Source organism: Pseudoalteromonas sp. TAB23, assembly GCF_000498075.1.
Taxonomy (GTDB): domain Bacteria; phylum Pseudomonadota; class Gammaproteobacteria; order Enterobacterales; family Alteromonadaceae; genus Pseudoalteromonas; species Pseudoalteromonas arctica.
In genome coordinates this window covers 1-18,204 of the sequence record NZ_AUTP01000216.1, presented here as the reverse complement: position 1 = coordinate 18,204, position 18,204 = coordinate 1, and the positions used below count along the sequence as shown (strand labels likewise).

General features: G+C 39.5%; 14 protein-coding genes and 1 pseudogene. All 15 read right to left on the bottom strand.

The features are described 5' to 3' along the window. Positions 1–22: 22 nt before the first annotated feature. The gene (locus L654_RS0111805; protein WP_024608115.1) at positions 23–4,111 is read right to left on the bottom strand and encodes a hypothetical protein; all 4,089 of its coding nucleotides are present in this window, start codon (positions 4,109–4,111) and stop codon (positions 23–25) included. A 296-nt stretch (positions 4,112–4,407) separates the two neighbouring features. After that, the gene (locus L654_RS0111800) at positions 4,408–5,736 is read right to left on the bottom strand and encodes a hypothetical protein (RefSeq protein ID WP_024608114.1); all 1,329 of its coding nucleotides are present in this window, start codon (positions 5,734–5,736) and stop codon (positions 4,408–4,410) included. Between the two features lie 44 nt (positions 5,737–5,780). Then, complete coding sequence (locus tag L654_RS0111795; protein ID WP_024608113.1) at positions 5,781–6,386, bottom strand: energy transducer TonB; 606 nt, start codon at positions 6,384–6,386, stop codon at positions 5,781–5,783. 9 nt (positions 6,387–6,395) lie between these two features. Further along, entirely contained in the window at positions 6,396–6,806 is a 411-nt protein-coding gene (locus tag L654_RS0111790) for a biopolymer transporter ExbD (RefSeq protein WP_024591042.1), read from the bottom strand. 54 nt (positions 6,807–6,860) lie between these two features. After that, positions 6,861–7,388, bottom strand: coding sequence for a MotA/TolQ/ExbB proton channel family protein (locus tag L654_RS0111785; protein WP_024591043.1), 528 nt, complete (start codon positions 7,386–7,388; stop codon positions 6,861–6,863). 3 nt (positions 7,389–7,391) lie between these two features. Further along, positions 7,392–8,771, bottom strand: a complete 1,380-nt coding sequence (locus L654_RS0111780; protein ID WP_024608112.1) for a MotA/TolQ/ExbB proton channel family protein — start codon at positions 8,769–8,771, stop codon at positions 7,392–7,394. A 10-nt stretch (positions 8,772–8,781) separates the two neighbouring features. Beyond that, positions 8,782–9,534 (bottom strand): DUF3450 domain-containing protein, encoded by a 753-nt coding sequence (locus L654_RS0111775; RefSeq protein ID WP_024591045.1) that lies wholly within the window; start codon positions 9,532–9,534, stop codon positions 8,782–8,784. A 241-nt stretch (positions 9,535–9,775) separates the two neighbouring features. Further along, positions 9,776–10,390: a DsbA family protein gene (locus L654_RS0111765; protein ID WP_024608111.1), complete on the bottom strand. Its 615-nt coding sequence runs from the start codon at positions 10,388–10,390 to the stop codon at positions 9,776–9,778. 13 nt (positions 10,391–10,403) lie between these two features. Continuing rightward, positions 10,404–11,429, bottom strand: a complete 1,026-nt coding sequence (locus L654_RS0111760; protein ID WP_024608110.1) for a GGDEF domain-containing protein — start codon at positions 11,427–11,429, stop codon at positions 10,404–10,406. Positions 11,430–11,434: 5 nt separating this feature from the next. Then, positions 11,435–13,311: pseudogene (locus L654_RS01000000125975) on the bottom strand (methyl-accepting chemotaxis protein). 257 nt (positions 13,312–13,568) lie between these two features. Continuing rightward, entirely contained in the window at positions 13,569–14,825 is a 1,257-nt protein-coding gene (locus tag L654_RS0111750) for a sugar MFS transporter (protein ID WP_007583255.1), read from the bottom strand. 85 nt (positions 14,826–14,910) lie between these two features. Continuing rightward, a complete protein-coding gene (locus tag L654_RS0111745; protein WP_024608109.1) occupies positions 14,911–15,804 on the bottom strand; it encodes a transporter substrate-binding domain-containing protein in 894 nt (297 codons plus the stop codon). A gap of 78 nt (positions 15,805–15,882) precedes the next feature. Further along, a complete protein-coding gene (locus tag L654_RS0111740) occupies positions 15,883–16,395 on the bottom strand; it encodes an RNA methyltransferase (protein ID WP_007583259.1) in 513 nt (170 codons plus the stop codon). Further along, complete coding sequence (locus L654_RS0111735) at positions 16,395–16,907, bottom strand: YcgN family cysteine cluster protein (protein ID WP_024591051.1); 513 nt, start codon at positions 16,905–16,907, stop codon at positions 16,395–16,397. The genes L654_RS0111740 and L654_RS0111735 overlap by 1 nt, the downstream gene beginning before the upstream one ends. A gap of 97 nt (positions 16,908–17,004) precedes the next feature. Continuing rightward, positions 17,005–18,204 (bottom strand): DUF885 domain-containing protein (locus tag L654_RS0111725; protein ID WP_024608108.1); only part of this gene is annotated, 1,200 nt, incomplete at its 5' end.

Here is an 18,204-nt window from a genome sequence, read left to right as displayed (position 1 = left end):
CTCGGCTATAATGTGGTTTGGGTTAAAGGCCTACTTTTACCCAACCTGCTGTCCAGTCTGTTTGTGCATCCATCGCACCAATGTAATCTACAGAATCAAAGTAACTATCTAAGCTTGATGAATCAAAGCCATTACCAAGTAATAACGACTCAGCAGTTGGCATATAGCCATCATCTGCTAGCCCAAGGTCAGCGGCTACTTGAACTGAATTGCCTGTTTGTCCTAAGAACCAAGACTCAACATTACCTGTACCAATTGCTTGTGTACCAAAGTTGTTAGCGGTTTCACACGCTACGATTGAGTGAGTAACAGTTAATGTACCGTCCTCTGCTCGCGGCGCTGAATCAGAGCCTACTCGTAAACAGTTTGAATAGTCTGCACCACCTGTAACCACTACATTTTTAAGCATACCCGCAGTACCTGCACGTAGGCGGATACCATTTACACCCACATTACCAATAATTGTTACATTAGAGATAGTTGGCATTGTTAGTGGCGTTGCACTTGAATCAAACTCAGAGTTATCAGCTTCAATTGCATTGTCGCCCTCAGAGTCTGATTGTTTAATCAGTACATATTGCGCTTTACCCGTCCAACCGAATGACCAATCAAGTGAATCATCGCCTATGCTTGTTAAAACAAGGTGACTAATATTTGCAGTACCACCAAAAAATTCAACACCATCGTCTAGATTTTCATGAACGTGAATGTAATCTAGTTCAGTCTGACGACCAACACCCGCAAGTGTAATACCGTTAAGTTCATCGCCATTACCGAGCGTTTTGCCCGCTTGTTTAACTGCAACATACTTTAGCGTACCTGAATTATCTTCAGGGTCATTACCACCGAACTGGCCTGCATCGCCTTCTGCAGATACACCACAACTGGCAAGTTCTTCTGCTGTTGCTTCACCTTGTTGGTCGCCACATGAGTTAGCAGGTGCATTACCCAATAATACTAAACCGCCCCATTGACCAATCGTAGTTTCGCCGCCCGTCATATCCTGGATTGACGTCATAGTAATTGGTTGATTTACACTGCCTACCGCTTCAATTTTAGAACCACGGCGAATAACTAAGAAGTCATCACCCGACTCACCAATTAACGTTGTACCAAACTGAACATAAAGTGTTGTGTTGTCAGCGCGGTCATTACCAACGGCTGTACGTCCTTTTAAAATCCAATGCGCATCGTTAGTCAGTGTTACATCAGATGTAAATACAACATCAGAGGTTAATTGATATACAGGTTTGTCTGTAATTGTAGGGAAGCTAGCAGAAACATCTGTTGCAAGTCCTTGTGCTAATGCATTAGCAATATCGTCAGGAAAGCTTGGTGTAATAGCAACTGTCCAACCATCCATCCAATTATTATCACCATCGAATGCGCCGATGTAATTTGTTTTGGTAAAGAACGAGTCAAGCTCTGATGAATCTCCACCAGCACCTAATAAAGGTGAACCCGATTTTGGTGTAAAGCCGTCTGTCGCTAAATTAAGTGCTGAAGCCGTAAGCGTTAAGTTACCCGTTTGACCTTCAAACCAAGACTGCACATTGCCACTACCAATTGCTTGTGAACCAAAGTTATTATCTTCATTACATGCAACGGCTGAGTTTTCGATAGACAACTCACCCGATTCTGCATTAGCAGCAGAGTCTGAGCCTACACGTAAACAGTTTGAGTAACCTTCAGGGCCCGTTATAACAACATTTCGTAGAACGCCCGCTGTACCTGCACGTAAACGAACACCGTTAGTACCATCAGCACCTACAATTGTTACGTTAGAAATTAGTGGTTTAGTCAATGGTGTCGCATTTGAATCGAATTCTGAGTTATCAGCTTCTATTGCGTTATCACCCTCAACTGAACTTTGTTGAATATAGATATTTTGTGCACGACCCGACCAACCAAATGACCAATCGAATGCATCGTCGCCAATATCAGTTAGTACAATGTTACGAACATTAACTGTGCCACCAAAAAACTCAACACCATCATCTAGGTTTTGGTGAATTTGAATGTATTCAACTTTCGTTTGTGAACCAACACCTGCAAATGAGATACCGTTAAGTTCATCGCCATTACCCAGCGTTTTACCTGCATGTTTAACAACAATATAACGAAGAACACCTGAGTTATCATCGCTAATATCGCCACCAAACTGACCAGCGTCACCTTCTGCAGATACACCACAGTTAGCAAGTTCTTCAGCAGTCGTTTCACCAGTTTGATCGCCACACGAGTTAGCAGGAGCATTACCTAAAAGTACTAAACCGCCCCATTGACCAATTGTTGTTTCAGCGCCTGTTACATCTTCAATAGATGTCATTGTAATAGGTGCAGTTGCATTACCATTTGCGTTAATTTGCGAACCACGACGAACAACTAAAAAGTCATCACCTGATTCACCAATTAATGTCGTGCCTGCTTGAACATAAAGTGTTGTAGCGTCTGCACGGTCATTACCTACTGCAGTACGGCCATTTAAAATCCAATGTGCGTCATTTGTAAGTGTTACATCCGCTGTAAACGTTGTATCTTCAGCTAAGCGATATACAGGTTTATCTGTAATTTCCGGAAATTCGCTAGAAACATCTGATGCTAAGCCTTGTGCAAGCGCATTATCAATATCAGTAGGGAAGCCACCATTAATACCAACAGTCCAACCTTCCATCCAGTTAGTTGAGCCATCAAATGCACCAACTTGAGTATTTGCAATAAGGGGCGAGCCAGCAAGTGGTGTATAACCGTTGTCATCTAGCATTAAATCAGCTGGAGTAAGTGTTTGGTTAGCGTCTTGGCCTTCAAACCAAGATTGTACATCGCCACCGTTAATAACTTCGCTGCCAAAGTTATTCGCTGCAGTTTGACAAGCAACAATAGAGTTTGTAATCGTAAGTGTGCCATCCTCTGCACGAGGTACTGAATCAGAACCTACACGTAAGCAGTTTTCATAAGTAGCTGGGCCCGTTACAAATACATTTTTAAGAACCCCTGCAGTACCCGCACGTAAACGAATGCCGTTATTGCCCTCAGCACCCACAATTGTAACGTTTGAAATAGTAGGTAGTGTTAATGGTGTTGCACTTGAATCAAATTCAGAGTTATCAGCTTCGATAGCGTTATCGCCTACGTTAGCCGCTTGCTGAATATAAACGTTTGTAGCTGAGCCCGTCCAACCAAAAGACCAATCTAGCGAATCGTCACCAATATTTGTAAGTACAACATTGCTTACATTAACTGTGCCACCAAAGAACTCAATACCATCATCAAGATTTTCATGTACTTGAATATAATCAACCGTAGTTGCAGAGCCAACACCGGCAAACGTAATACCATTTAACTCATCACCATTACCTAACGTTTTACCGGCTTGCTTAACAAGTACATACTTTAAAGTACCTGAATTATCATCACTGATATCGCCACCAAACTGACCTGCATCACCTTCAGCCGACACACCACAATTAGCAAGTTCATCAGCTGTTGCTTCACCTTCTTGGTCGCCGCAAGAATTTGCTGGCGCGTTACCTAATAATACTAAACCGCCCCACTGACCAATCGTTGTTTCTTGAGCTGTAACATCTTGAATTGAGGTCATTGTAATGGGCTGACTTACAGTCCCTACCGATTCAATTTGTGAACCGCGACGAACAACTAGGAAGTCATCTCCTGTTTCGCCAATAATCGTTGTACCTTGCTGAATATAAAGCTTGGCGTTATCTGCGCGATCATTACCAACCGCAGTACGGCCATTTAAGATCCAGTGTGCGTCGTTCGTTAACGATACATCAGTAGTGAACACAGTATCTGCAGCTAAGCGATAAACGGGCTTATCTGTAATAGATGTAAACTCACTAGAAACATCAGTTGCTAAACCTTGAGTTAGTGCATTATCAATATCAGTAGGAAAGCCAGTGGTAGCATTTTGTGAATCATCACGTGATGACGTTTCACCACTTGTATCGTCACCGCCTTCAATAACGTTAGTTACTGTATCACCTTCATTAATAGTTGTGTCGCCTTCAGATACTACTAAGTCTCCACCACAACCAGCTAAAGATACTGCAGTTGCAATCAAACTTACTTTGAATAAGTCAGATAATTTCATTGTTCACTCCGTTAAAGTATTTAATTATTTTTTAGGTGCTCAAATAAACTCAAGTCACCATAAAACACTTAAATAATGCTTTAAGGTCACTTGAGTTTAGCTGCGGTTACAATACGGGAGACTTATGACAAAGTAGTTACAGTTTAATAACCATAAGATGACAAAAGTAACTTATTTAAAATCAAGCAATTGGATGCTTTTAGAGACGATGAAAACCGCCCTGAGGCGGTTTTAGTATTGCGATTATGAACTGGTTTTACACGCGTTACTTGTTAATTAGTAAAGCGCTTTAAAATTTACAGTAAAGCTGTTCTAAGTGTTTCTGCATGCACTTTTTCGCGCTTTAGATATTTGATCCACTGCTGTGCTAAACGCTGAGATTTTTTATGTTTTTCTGCCTGCTCAAACGCTAAAATTGATGCATCAAAATTTTGCATGTTGTACTGCGCCATACCCAGTGCAACAAATGCATTTGATTCAAAATCAAGACCACCTTTATCAAGTGCTTTACGCGCTGCATCGGCGGCTTCTTCATATTGCTCTGTATTTACAAATACTTCGGCTAAACGTTGATCGTATTTACCGTGCTCAGATAAATCAGCAGCTTTTGCAAAGTAGGTAATAGATTTTTCATCTTCTTTAGCTTGGATCATCGCCTCTGCTACAAAAGCGTAGTTTTTTGCTGTTTTTTCAGCAATATCTTTATCAATGGCATCGCTCATCACTTTTGCAGCTTTAAACGCTAAACCATTGTATAAATACACTTGCGCTAATTGGCGTAAATCAGATTTAGAGGTTAAAAATCCTTGCTGGTAAGCGGCTTCAATTACCGCCAACTGTTGTTTTTCCCTACCTGTTTCACCATACATACCCGATAACTGCACCCAATACTCAGGCTTATTATAAAGCTTTAACATGCGCTCAAGCACTTCAACAACTTTGTCAGTTTGATTAAGCGAGTAATACATTGCACGCTGTAGTACTAACCAGTTTTCTTTAGGGATTTTGCCTTCGCTGTCGCTTAAAGCAATCACTTGAGATATGTACTCAAGCCCTTTTTTATAATCTTTTAACTGATAGTATGTTTGGGCTCTTAACAAGTAATAGCCTTCTGTTTTAGGCTGAGTGTTAATACTGTCCCAGTCATCTAAAAAAGAGATAACTTTAGTGTAATCACTATTAGCCATAGCCAGTTGAGCCAAGCTAAATGTAGTGCTTAAACGAAGTGACTCTGGAATGGCTTCCTCTGCTACCACTTTTTCAAACGAGGCAATCGCTTTTGGTAAGTCGTTTTCGTTGTAATAAATAAATCCGTAAAAGTTATGCATCATTGCCACTTCGTACGAGTTCATGCTTGCAGCTCGCTCTTGAATGCTATCAAGCGCTTCAAGTCCACCTTTAACATCACCATCGTCTGCAAGTTTTTGGGCACGAGCAAGCTGGCTATAAACCTTTTCACGCAGTGCTGGTACACGTTTCGTTTTTTGTTCTTGCTCTGCATGTGCCGTAGCTACATTTAGCCCTGGAATTAGGCTTAGAGCACTTGGTGCAACAATACTTGTACTGATCGCAGCGGTACAAAATAGTGTTAACTTTAAAAGTTTAGCTGTAGGTAGTAATTTCATAATCGCCTCGCATTTCTGTCCGTTTACTCGTGGTTAATTACTAATTAACCGCTAATTTGGAAAGATATTTTGTTCTGAACACCCGCAACTTCAACGGCTTCACCGTTTACTACGCGCGGTTTATATTTAAATTTAAGGGCTGCATCCATCGCGGCTCTATCAAAGAGTGACTCAGGCTCTGCTTTTACTACTTGTGGGTCGCGTACAGTGCCTTGTTTTGTTACTGTAAATTCAACAATCACGTAGCCTTCTATGCCACGTGATAACGCACGGCGCGGATAAACAGGGGCCACCTTAACAATCGGTAAGTATTCACCATCACTTGTTTCAAGTGCTAATCCGCCAGACAAATTTACATCTGCATCCACATTGGCGCCAAAGTCGAAGTTATTAGCGTTCGCAGTCGCGTCGCTATTTTGCATTTGCGGCGATTCCATTGGCGGAGGTGGCTCTTTAGGCGTTGGTGGCTTTTGTGGTTTACGTTCTTTTTTTTGCACGCTTTCTTCTTTTTTAAGCCTGACAAAATCAAGTACATTACCCTTGGCGGGTTCACTCATTACACCTTCGCCACCAGTAATAAGTGCCTGCATGCCTAAAAACAACATAAAGGTCACTACACCGGCTATAACTAATGCTACTAAATAACGCATTGCCTGCCCTTATGCTTCTTGAGCCGCAATCGACACATCAAACACACCTGCTGCGCGTGCTGCATCCATTACTTTTATTAAAGTATCTGTTGTTGATTTTTTATCAGCTTGAATAACAACACTACCTTGCGGGTTTTCAGCTTTTAAACGCTCAATATTGGCTTGCACTGCACGTATGTCAATTTGACGTTTGTTAATCCAAATTTCACCCGTGTCAGAAATCGCCACTAATATGTTTGCACGTTCTTTTTTAACAGCTGTTGCTGCTTCAGGGCGGTTTACGTCAATACCCGATTCTTTTACAAACGACGCTGTAACAATAAAGAAAATAAGCATGATAAATACAACATCTAACATAGGTGTCATGTTTATTTCTTCAGCTTCGTCTTCTTGCATTAAATTACCTAAAGGGGCTCTCATTTTTTATTCTCCTAGGATGAACGGCTTTAAATGGGCCGCTTATCAAAATTTTGCTTAATGGTCTAAAACCATGCTGTCTTGTAGTAGCTCTACTTCTCGCTTGGCTTTGCGTTGTAAATACGTTGAGGCAAATACACCCGATAACGCACCTACCATACCCGCCATTGTTGGAATAGTTGCTTTAGATACACCCGATGCCATTGAGCGCGCACTGCCTGTGCCTGTAATTGCCATAACATCAAATACTTCAATCATTCCTGTTACTGTGCCCAATAAGCCAAGTAACGGACATAACGCAACCATTACGTTAATAAGCGGTAAATTAGTATTTAGGCGCATACTTGCACGCGAGATCATCGCTTGGCGAATTTGCTCTGCATTCCAGCTGTTACGCTCACAGCGAGAACTCCATGTGCTTTTAGCGTCTTTTTTATAACCACGAAAACCATTAAAAAAATAAATAAATCGCTCGAGTATCAATAACCACATCGCGAAGATTAACACCCCGATGACCAAGAGAACTTGGCCACCAGTGTCGAGAAAATCACGGATAGCATTGATTGAGTCAATCAATAGCACCATGGCTTATTCTCCTTTCTCACTTCGCTCTGCAATAATACCGGCGCTTTGCTCTTGTAATATAAGCAGTAAACCTTTTGAGCGAGTATTAAGTAGCGTGTAAATAAATACGGTTGGTATTGCAACAACTAAGCCTAATACGGTTGTTACTAGTGCTTGAGAAATACCACCAGCCATTAATTTAGGGTCGCCAGTACCAAATAATGTGATTGCTTGAAAGGTATTGATCATACCGGTTACCGTACCAAGTAAACCTAATAGCGGTGCGACTACTGATATAATTTTGATAAGTGTTAAGTTACGCGTAATTTTTGGCATTTCGCGTAAAATAGCTTCGCTTAATTTAAGTTCGAGTGTGTCGTAAGCAACATTTGGGTAGTCGTCTTTAACTTTCATAACACGACCTAGTGGATTGTCATCTCGCGCTACGCTGTCTTTTAGCTGGCGGCGAATTTTGCCACCAACAAGTAATAGCGATGCAAAACGCTCAATCGCAATTAATAATGCAAGTAAACCTACACCTAAAATTACGTAGCCAACAGCGCCACCTTGATGTACTTGCTCTGCAGTATCTGGGGCTTGAACTAGTAAACCTAAAATTGAACCACCCGTTGGGTCAAGTGCAAACTGCACAACACCTGTTTTAGCGTCTTGTAAATCGCCCGCTGTCGATGTGTAACGCGATACTGGTTGGCGAGTTAGTTCGCTTAGTGTATTCGTACCAGGGTTGTATTCTAAATACTTACCGCCCGATACAAGGTTAAAAGCACCTACGCGAACAACTTCTTGCTGTGCTTTATTACCACCTTCCACTATAACCGTTGTATTAAAGCGACTTACTTTACCTTGCTCGGTCATTTCGCGTTGCAGCTCGTACCACACTTTTTCAATATCGTCGATTGAAGCAAGCTTTGATGTTGAACCCATTTTTTGAGCGAGATCGTCCATAAAAGCACTTCGCCCCGGAATTTCTGCCGATACAACCGATGTTGCAAATTTATTGCTTGAATCACCAGCAACTTGCTGAAGAACGCCATATAGTTCTTTAAGTGATCCCATACGCTTTGATAAAGTGTCGGTTAAATTAGCAAGCTTAACTTCGTTTTCTTCAAACTGTGTTTCTAATCGCTCTGACTCACCAAGCATTTGACTGCGTTTTGCTTGTGTATCTTTTAGCATTTGCACTTGTTGGTTTTGACGCGAGGTAAATTCTTGCTCTCGTTGTTTGTTTTGTGCGCTTTGAACCGATTTCCCGTCTTCGATTGATTTAAGTAACGAGTCAAGATTCATTGACTCTGCCGCGATACTATTACCTGTAAAACCTAGGCTTAATGTAAGACTTGCAGCAAAAAGAGCCTTTTTTGTCATTTGAGTAAACAATTTCATTTTTAACCTCTTATTCTGCTGCGTGTACTGGCAGAGTTAACATATCTGGGGCAAGTTGCTTACGCGCTATGCGAAGACCTTTGTTAATTTGGCTTATAGTAGAGTCAGGAAGCGCTACAAACGTTTTTGTGTCTGTATCCCAACTACCTGCTTGCTTGCCATCTCGCGTTAAATAAATAAGCTCTAAACGACCAATGCGTAAAAAGTCTACTTCTCGCTCTTTACCACTAACTTCTAATAGAGCGGTATATGCTTCAATGGTACGCCCGTAATCAACTTCCACTTGATAAGCTTCTAGAACACGGCGAAATTTCTCGCTTGAGGTGATATCAGCGCGATCCATCATAGTTTTTAATGAGGCTAAACGTTTTGCTCGCTCGTCTTGTAGAAATGGCACGTCGAGTGATACAAACTGCTCAAGGCCTGTGATCATACGCATCATTAAAGGTGTAATTTGACGTTCAATAATAGAAACCTGATCCATAGACAGGTTTAAAGATTCCATCTCTTCTACTTGATTATTTAACTGTTTAGTTAGCTGAGCGTTGTAAACAGCTAAACCGTCAATTTCTTTATTGAGGGTTTTAAATTGCTGTAAACGTCCTTGCATTGAATCTGCAATCTTGTCTATTTTTGTTTGTGATTGCGCAGCTGATTTATTAATTTCACTGCTTTTATCAATAACCTTATCTAAATCGTTTGCGTGTACTGCTGCACTTGCGGCCACAATACCAGCTAAGATTAATGGTTTAACGCCTTTCATCGCATACACCTTTACTCGTTAGTTAGCGGATTTGCTAGTTTGTTTTTTTAGGTCATAAACTTTGTTATATAAATAATTTATGACTTAATAATTTCAATGAGCAGGAGTTTATAGATGAAACATGACAAGGATGTTGCGCAAAAAAGTCGCTTTTATGACAGTGGTAATAATTAAGACTTACGAGGGGGTTTTTAAGATGATAAGAGCATTTGTTAACCAAATGCCCTATAAACAGGCTGGGTTATTTTAAAATTGAATTAATTTGATTAAGAGAATAGTGCCAATCAGTGTAATTTATTTCAATTGGGTATGCTTTGTTACCTTTAATAAGCACTAGTGAGGGAAAACCTTGGATTGGTAGTGTACGAACAAAGGATAACTCAGCATTAAATTCATCATTAAGCTCGCTTGACATTAGCTGCGCGGTAAACTCATTTTTGTCTAAGCCAATTTTTTCAGCCAAACTAATTAATGTACTTTCATCAGACGGGTTTTGCGCATTTAGGTAATAAGCATTTTGAATTGCAGCCACCATTTGAGCTTCTTTATCTGCTTTGCGCGCTATAAGTGCGGCTCTACATGCGGGATACGTTGAACGCCTTGGCTGGCAATCGCGCCAAAAGTTATAATTAAATTGCGTACCTAACTGCGCTGAAATTTTATGCCAAGTCCCCTCAAGCATCTCTTTCATATTTTGTGGCATTGGGTCTTGGCTATCAGGTGCTAATCCACCTACTTTATATTCAATTGCTACTTTACCAGCAAGCTCTGATTTTAGCTTAAGCCAGGTTGGTGAGTAACCCCAACACCAGCTACACATTGGGTCATGAACATATATTAATTTACTTTGAGACATATTAATCCTTCAACTAGTTCGAGACGACACTATTACGACCAGCAGCCTTTGCACTATAAAGAGCTTCATCAGCTTGTTTTAACGAATCATCATAATCAGTTACTTTATTTACTTGGGAAATACCAATACTACAGGTGATTGAAATACGCTGCTTGTCATCAGTAAATATAACGTGCCCTGCAACAGCCTCTCGAAATTTGTTNCCGCCATAACGGGCCTTTAACGCAGTTGCCAAAAACTGAGATTCAAGGAGCTTGGTAAATTCAATCAATACCGTATCACCAAAATCGTGACCATGCGTATCGTTTAAAGACTTGAAGTTATCTAAATCAATTAACAAAATTGAAAAAGGTAAGTACTGCTCTGGGCGTGTTTGGGCAAGCTTTAAAAAATGAGAGGTAATGAAACGTCTGTTTGCTATACCAGTAAGGGGGTCGGTATAAGCATCTTGTTTTTGCTCTAGTGTAATATCGGCAATAGCCATGTGGCTTTTATGCCTAAAATACTCACCAATAAATGAGAATAAAAACACCATAGAAAAGGACGCTATAAACCGTGTTTTTTCTACATTGCCATAGCTAACTTGACCAAAGTAAGGGCCGTATAAAATAACAATACAAGAAAACAGTAAAGTAAAACCTAACCAAGCACCCAATCTGACCCCTAAAGATGCAAACGTCACTACAGGATAAAACATAAGCCAATATAGCGCGGTGTTATCTTTACCACCGGTATAAACAAGTGCAACAAACATCATGCACACAATGCTCATACTTATTAATGCCACTACTTGAAGATTACCCGTTTTTATAAAGTAGATAGAACAGCTTATATTTGTAATGTTAACGATAATTAATGAAGCAGTGAGTATCGGTGAGTAAACCTTATAATTCAAAAACACTAATACTGCGATCACCACAATTGATATCCCAATCATGGTAAATAAAGAAAACGCTTTGCGTTGCATGTCTGAGCTATAAACACTGTCGATATTTATTAGACTGAGCCAGTTTGGTTTATTTACATTTTTTTTAGTCATTAATTTTATACTTTAAACTTTTGAACCATATTTTCTAAGGCACTAAACTGCTGTTTTAGTTTGGTACATTCGTTAAGCGTGTCATTTAAGTTAGCCTTGCCTTGTATAGAAAGCGCACTAATTGTTTGAATATCAGTATCTAATAACTTAACAACTTGGTTTTGCTCATCTGTTGCACTGGCCACAGAATGATTTGCATCGTTAATTTGCTTAATAGCTTGTATAACATGACTCATTAAATTGCCGACGGCATCTGCTTGTTGTACGCTTTTTTCACTGTCTTGAAGGCTTGTTTTCATAAGCTCTACAGCAAGGTTTGAGCCTTTTTGTAACTGGCTCACCGTGTCTTCAATTTCTTGCGTTGATTGTTGAGTGCGGTGTGCTAATTGGCGTACTTCATCTGCTACAACGGCAAAACCGCGTCCTGCCNGGCTTCTATTGCTGCATTTAGTGCCAATAGATTAGTTTGCTCGCTTACACCTTTAATAACTTCAAGCACTTGCCCAATACTGGCTGTGTGCGTATTTAAACTGTTTATAGTTTGCTGAGCTTTCTCCATATTAGCTGAAAGCTGGTGGATGGTTGCAACGCTGTGGCTTAATGCTTCTTGGTTTTGTGTTGAGTGCTCATCTGCATTTTTAGCAAGCTGCGATGCACTCTCTGCATTATTTGAAATATCCATTGATGTAGCTGAAAACTGGTTAATAGCCGCTGCAACACTATCGGTTCGTTTACTTTGATCATCATACATAGACAGCGATGAATGTGTTTGTGATACCAAGCTCTCAATAGCTGTATCTAATTGCTCTGTTGACTCTTTTACTTGCTCTATTGAATGCTGAATTTTTTCGATGAAAATATTAAATGAATGGCTTAAGTCGCCAAACTCATCATCATTTTCAACGGTTAAGCGCCTTGTTAAATCGCCTTCGCCTTGTGCTATATCTTTAATGGCATCGTTTAAACGGTTCATAGGCTGCATTAAATAGCGTAATAAAAGCTGCATCATAATAATGATAGTAATGATCCCTATTACCATAAAAACAGCCGCAGTTTGGCCAAAGTTAGAAACGCTGACATACGCTTTATCTTTATCTATGACAACACCTAGGTACCAATCTACGTTTTCAATACCACTGATTTTTGTAAACGAGATAAGCTTAGACTCTCCGTTTATCTCGTATTGGGTAAACTCACTTTGCAAGGGCGTATTAGTACCAAAAATGTCTGATGTATTTTTTAAGTTTAACTTAGCATTAGGATGGCTTAACACTTGACCTTTGTTATCGAGTAAAAAACCATAACCGAGACCTAAAAAATCAATATCGTTAATAATTTTAGTCACGGTTTGCATATCAATATCGGCACCTGCAACGCCGCTAAACTGGCCATTTTGTAGCATGGGTACTACCGCTGAAATTGTAAGCTCGTTAGTTGTTACATCAATATAGGGAGTTGTAAAAGCGGTATTTGATTTGTTTTCGACTAATTTGTACCAAGGGCGAGAGGTCGCATCAAAATCAGCAGGTAAAACGACTGATTGATCGTTTAATATAAACGTGCCGCTGGATTTACCTATATACGTATTTTTAAAGCTTCCGGCAAGCTCTGCAGTATTTAATTGTGAAAGGGTGAGTGCTTTAGAGTCATTAGCTTTATGGGTTTTAGCAATTGATATAACAATCGCCAACTTTGCATTTAACCAACTCGCTATATTTTGTGAAACAGATTCGGAATTTTGTTGTAATACTAGGCTTAACTGCTGCTCGGTTTGCTTGCGCATCGCAATGTAGTTATTAAAAGTAAATAACCCTAGCACCAAAACCAAAATTAAAGAGGCTGCAATAGTCACTTTGGAAGTAAATTTCAACGAGTTAAGCATATACATCCTTTTTATTATTTATCTTTATTATCCATACAGTTTTAGCAAAAATTTAGCTAAATGTCCTAATAAATAAGGCTTGTGACTAGGTTATTGTATAAAAATAAGGATAAAGGATTAAAAAACAAAAGGCTGTAGGGGGTAACTGACTAATATTGAAATAAATTGTGACTCGCATTAATTACTTATGGAACGTTCCTATTAAATATAGCTTTATAAGTGACTGAATACGTATTCAGTCACTCTTGTATAGTCTATTATTTCCACTTATTTGCTAAGCGAACAACATTTAATCCGTACCATGCAATAAATACATAACATAGCATGGGAACAAAAAAGCTTTGCTGTATATTTACTGTGTCAGCTATAAACCCTTGCAGTAATGGTACAAGTGCACCACCTACAATAGCTAAGCACAACCAACCAGAACCCTTACTGGTCAATGATCCTAGTCGCTCGATTGCAACTGAAAATATAGTCGGGAACATAATTGAGTTAAATAAACCAATTGCCAATACTGAATATAAAGCGACGTCACCTTGAGTAAAAATGGTGATCAGCAATAGCGCAATAATACTAAATGCATTAAATGCGATCGCCTTAGAAGGCGCTATTTTTTGTAATAATACAGAGCCAATAAAACGCCCTACCATTGCCCCGCCCCAGTAATAACTAATAAGTGCAGCCGCAGTATGCTCTTCAAGTCCTGCTATGTGCGCCTCACCAAAGTAGTTAACTAAAAAGCTGCCAATGGCAACCTCCCCACCTACATAACAAAATATAGCAAGTACACCCATAGTTAAGTGCGGTGCTTGAGTTAATGAACGAGATTCTACTGCAGCATTATTTTCCTCTTTATGGGCTTCAATTTCTGGAAGCTTTATAAAGGCAAATATAATAGCGATAAGTAATAAGGCACCAGCAAGCATTAAATAAGGCACTTTTACAGACTCAGCAGTTGCTGCAGAAGCAGCTAGACTACCTGCTGTACCAAAAAATAATAAACCACCTACATAAGGCCCAACGGTAGTACCAAGCGCATTAAGTGCTTGTGCCAAATTTAAACGAGAAGAAGCTGTTTTTTCGCTCCCAAGAGCTGCAACATAAGGATTGGCAGAAACCTGAAGCACCGTTACACCAGCGGCAAGTACAAATAAAGCGCTCAAAAATAGCCAATATTCATGTACTACAACAGCAGGATAAAACAACATGCACCCAATTGAAGCCACAATTAAACCAGTTAAAATCCCTTTTTTGTAACCAAACTGCTTAACTAAAATCCCCGCAGGGATAGAAACAATAAAATAAGCACCAAAAAAGCAAAACTGTACTAGCATCGCTTCAAAAAAGCTTAAATCAAATACGCCTTTTAATCGTGGTATTAGTACATCGTTTAAAACAGTAATAAAACCCCATAAAAAAAATAGGGTCGTCATTGCAGTCAGTGGAAACAGATAATTTTTATTTGGCTGTTCGTTGACCGCGAATGATTGATTTGTATTTATTTCACTCACGTCGTTTTCACTCCATTAACAAGTTGAAAACGATTCTACATGTTTATATATAAATTAGTCAGCGCAACAAAGGAACGTTCCAATTTTATGGCTTGCATTGAGTATTTGTCGTATTGATAATACGGTCTATCTCGCCACTATTATGAAACTGATAAAGCCCTTCATTTATGTCCTCTAAGACTAAAAGCCATTTAGGTGTAAGCTTACTAATAGCAAAATATAAAGGGTTGTATTGCAGAGGAATGCTTTCTTGCTCAATAGAAGAAAGCAAAGATTGTTTTTCAGGTTTAGTTACAGAAGAGTACGTTACAGAGAATTTAAGAACTTGAGGGTCACCTATAATCAAATCAACACGTTTAGCAACCAGAAGCTGAACAAGCTGTAAATCATCAACAGAGGTGATAACTTCAAACTCGCCATTGTCCATCATGGCATCAAACTCAGGCGTATTTTGATACCCACGAACAACACCAATTTTTTGCCCTTTAAGCGATTTTAAGTTTCCAGTGAAACGGTCTGTATCGCCTTTCCTTTTTAAAAATGCAATTTCTCCACCTTTAAACGAATTAGATAAACCGAGTAATTCTCGACGTGTTTTACCATTAACATAATCGGAGGGGGCTGTATCTTCTATAAAATATTCAGGCATTAATATATCAGCTTTGCCTAGTTCTACATTTCGTACAGCTCTTGCCCAAGGCAAAAATTCAATATATACGCTGTAGCCCTTACTATTTAATAGAGCAATTGAAAATTGATAAACCCAGCCTTTATTACATAAATTATTACCAATATAAGGAGGCCAATCGAGTGTGGCTAAATGGAGTGTTTGTTTGGGGTTTTTTGCTTCATAGAGCACTCCTGATTTGTGGTAATGTCCAGTTAAAACATGTTGAGTACCATTTTGATAATACTCAACTGATGTTTCAGCAAAACAATTACTACTTGTCAGTAATAATATAAAATAAAACCAGCGCATTTTAGTATCTATTTATGATTTATAATGTTTTTAAGTTTAGCCAAAACTAACATTTTTGCACAAATAAACCTTAACTAATCAGCTTTTTTGCCACCTCATTTTATTGTTTGTATCACGAGAGCTAATAATAGTATCGTCACTACTCTCAACGCCGCCTAATTTAGCTAAGCGATCATACAAAACAACATTACAGGTAGCCGCTAAGTTCATGCAGCCAATAGTTGGAATATATACCACTTCATCACACCACTTTAAAACGTCTTTTGGCACAGAGCCATCTTCAGGGCCAAAAACATAGAACGCATTTTCAGGGTGCTTAAACTCAGGTAAAGGTGTTGCACCTTCAATAAGCTCAATAACAACAACGGTTGCGCCCTCTGGTTTTACCGCTTCTAAACTATTGGTTTCAGTTAAAGGGATACGCTCAAGTGCGTTCTTAGTATCGGTATGAAACTTTTTAGCGTTTAAGTAACGATTACCGGTAAAAAACACTTGTTTGGCGTCGTAACAACCTGCTGCACGCAATACACCGCCAACATTAGTCGGGCTTTTAGGATTGATTAAACCAATTACCGCTTGTTGTTTGCTCATTACTCAGCGTCCTTTGTTGGCCACTCTGCAATGTACAAATCAAAGTCGTCTAGCTTTACATCGCAATCTTTTACTGTTTTGTCTTTTACAGAAATACCTAGCTCATGCATCTTTGTTTTATCGCCACTATTTAATAATGGGTGCCAAGAAGCCAAACCCCGGCCTTCATGTAAACGACGGTAACTGCAGCTTTGTGGCATAAAAAAGATGTCTTTAAGGTTTTCTTTTGTGAGTTTTACACAAGAAGGAACAAGCGTTTGGCGGTTTTCGTACTCGCTACAGCCACAGGTGTTGTTATCAAGATACTGACATACAATATTAGTAAATATTAATTGCTCACCTTCGCGTAACTGATCGGTGGCGGTAAATTCGTCTTCATCTTCGCTATCAATAAACGTATTTAAACAACATTTTCCGCATCCATCACAAATGGCTTCCCATTCGTTTTGACTCATGTCGCTTAAGCTTTTTTTAAGCCAAAATTGTGTATTTGCTAATTGTTGATCAAACATAGTTTACTCGTGCCCCCTAAAGAGCGCGCATTCTACCGTATTGCTGTAAATGGCGCAAAGCCAATACCCTTTCAAAGTACAGGCTTTGCGCTACAAATTAGCTTTGAGATTTAACCCAACGCTTAATTTTTTCCTCAAGGATTGGCATTGGCAATGCGCCATCAATTAATATTTGCGTGTGGAACGCTTTAATATCAAATTTATTGCCGAGTTCTTTTTTAGAAAAATCACGTAATTCTTGAATTTTAAATTGTCCTAACTTGTAAGAAAGCGCTTGGCCTGGCCATGCTATATAGCGCTCTACTTCAGCAATTACATCACTTTTAGCCATAGACGAATTTGCAAGCATGTAGTCTATACCTTGTTGACGCGTCCACCCTTTTGCATGAAAACCAGTATCAAGCACTAAACGCATAGCGCGTAATTGCTCATCCGATAAACGCCCGTACCACATATAAGGGTCGGTAAATAAGCCAAGCTCTTTGCCTAAGCTTTCTGCGTAAAGCGCCCAACCTTCTGCAAACACAGTGTAGCCACCAAATTTACGAAAATCAGGTAAGCCCTCTATTTCTTGCTGAAGTGCTATTTGAAAGTGATGGCCCGGGGCTGCTTCGTGAATTGATAAAGTTTCGAGTAAAAATTTAGGCTGCGCTTTTAAGTTATAAGCATTGATATAAAAAATACCAGGTCGAGAGCCATCAGGCGCCGGAGATGCGTATGATGCACCTGCTGCAGACTGCGCTCTGTATGCTTCAACCGCTTTTACAACGTAAGGTGCTTTGGGTGCGATGTTAAAAAGCAGAGGCAAACGCGCGTCTATTTTTTTCTTAACGTTTTCATATGCCGCAATTAACTCCTCAGGCGTGTCGTAGTAAAATTCATCTGAATCACGTAAATGGTCAAAAAATTCAGATAACTCACCTTTAAAGCCTACGGTTTCTTTTACTTTTTTCATTTCGCTTAGAATACGCGACACTTCACTTAAACCAATGTCATGAATTTCATCTGCAGATAAGCTAAGCGTCGTGTTTTTCTTAATTTGGTATTCGTACCATGCTTTACCGTTTGGTAAGTCACTATAACCAACGCTTTCTCGGCTATTAGGAATATACTGATTAGCTAAAAAGTCACTCATGCTTCTATAAGCCGGTACTAAGTGCTGCATAATCAATTGACGATACTGCGCTGTAATTTTTTGCTTTTGCTGTGCGCTAAACGAGTCTGGTAATTTTTTAATTGGTCCCCAAAATAGTGAGTCTTCAGCATTTTTAACTACATGAGCCGCAAATTGTGGCTG

Excerpts from the sequence above, each read along its gene's own strand:
- L654_RS0111805 (WP_024608115.1), bottom strand. The coding sequence starts at position 4,111 with ATGAAATTATCTGACTTATTCAAAGTAAGTTTGATTGCAACTGCAGTA.
- L654_RS0111800 (WP_024608114.1), bottom strand. The coding sequence starts at position 5,736 with ATGAAATTACTACCTACAGCTAAACTTTTAAAGTTAACACTATTTTGT.
- L654_RS0111795 (WP_024608113.1), bottom strand. The coding sequence starts at position 6,386 with ATGCGTTATTTAGTAGCATTAGTTATAGCCGGTGTAGTGACCTTTATG.
- L654_RS0111790 (WP_024591042.1), bottom strand. The coding sequence starts at position 6,806 with ATGAGAGCCCCTTTAGGTAATTTAATGCAAGAAGACGAAGCTGAAGAA.
- L654_RS0111785 (WP_024591043.1), bottom strand. The coding sequence starts at position 7,388 with ATGGTGCTATTGATTGACTCAATCAATGCTATCCGTGATTTTCTCGAC.
- L654_RS0111780 (WP_024608112.1), bottom strand. The coding sequence starts at position 8,771 with ATGAAATTGTTTACTCAAATGACAAAAAAGGCTCTTTTTGCTGCAAGT.
- L654_RS0111775 (WP_024591045.1), bottom strand. The coding sequence starts at position 9,534 with ATGAAAGGCGTTAAACCATTAATCTTAGCTGGTATTGTGGCCGCAAGT.
- L654_RS0111765 (WP_024608111.1), bottom strand. The coding sequence starts at position 10,390 with ATGTCTCAAAGTAAATTAATATATGTTCATGACCCAATGTGTAGCTGG.
- L654_RS0111745 (WP_024608109.1), bottom strand. The coding sequence starts at position 15,804 with ATGCGCTGGTTTTATTTTATATTATTACTGACAAGTAGTAATTGTTTT.
- L654_RS0111740 (WP_007583259.1), bottom strand. The coding sequence starts at position 16,395 with ATGAGCAAACAACAAGCGGTAATTGGTTTAATCAATCCTAAAAGCCCG.
- L654_RS0111735 (WP_024591051.1), bottom strand. The coding sequence starts at position 16,907 with ATGTTTGATCAACAATTAGCAAATACACAATTTTGGCTTAAAAAAAGC.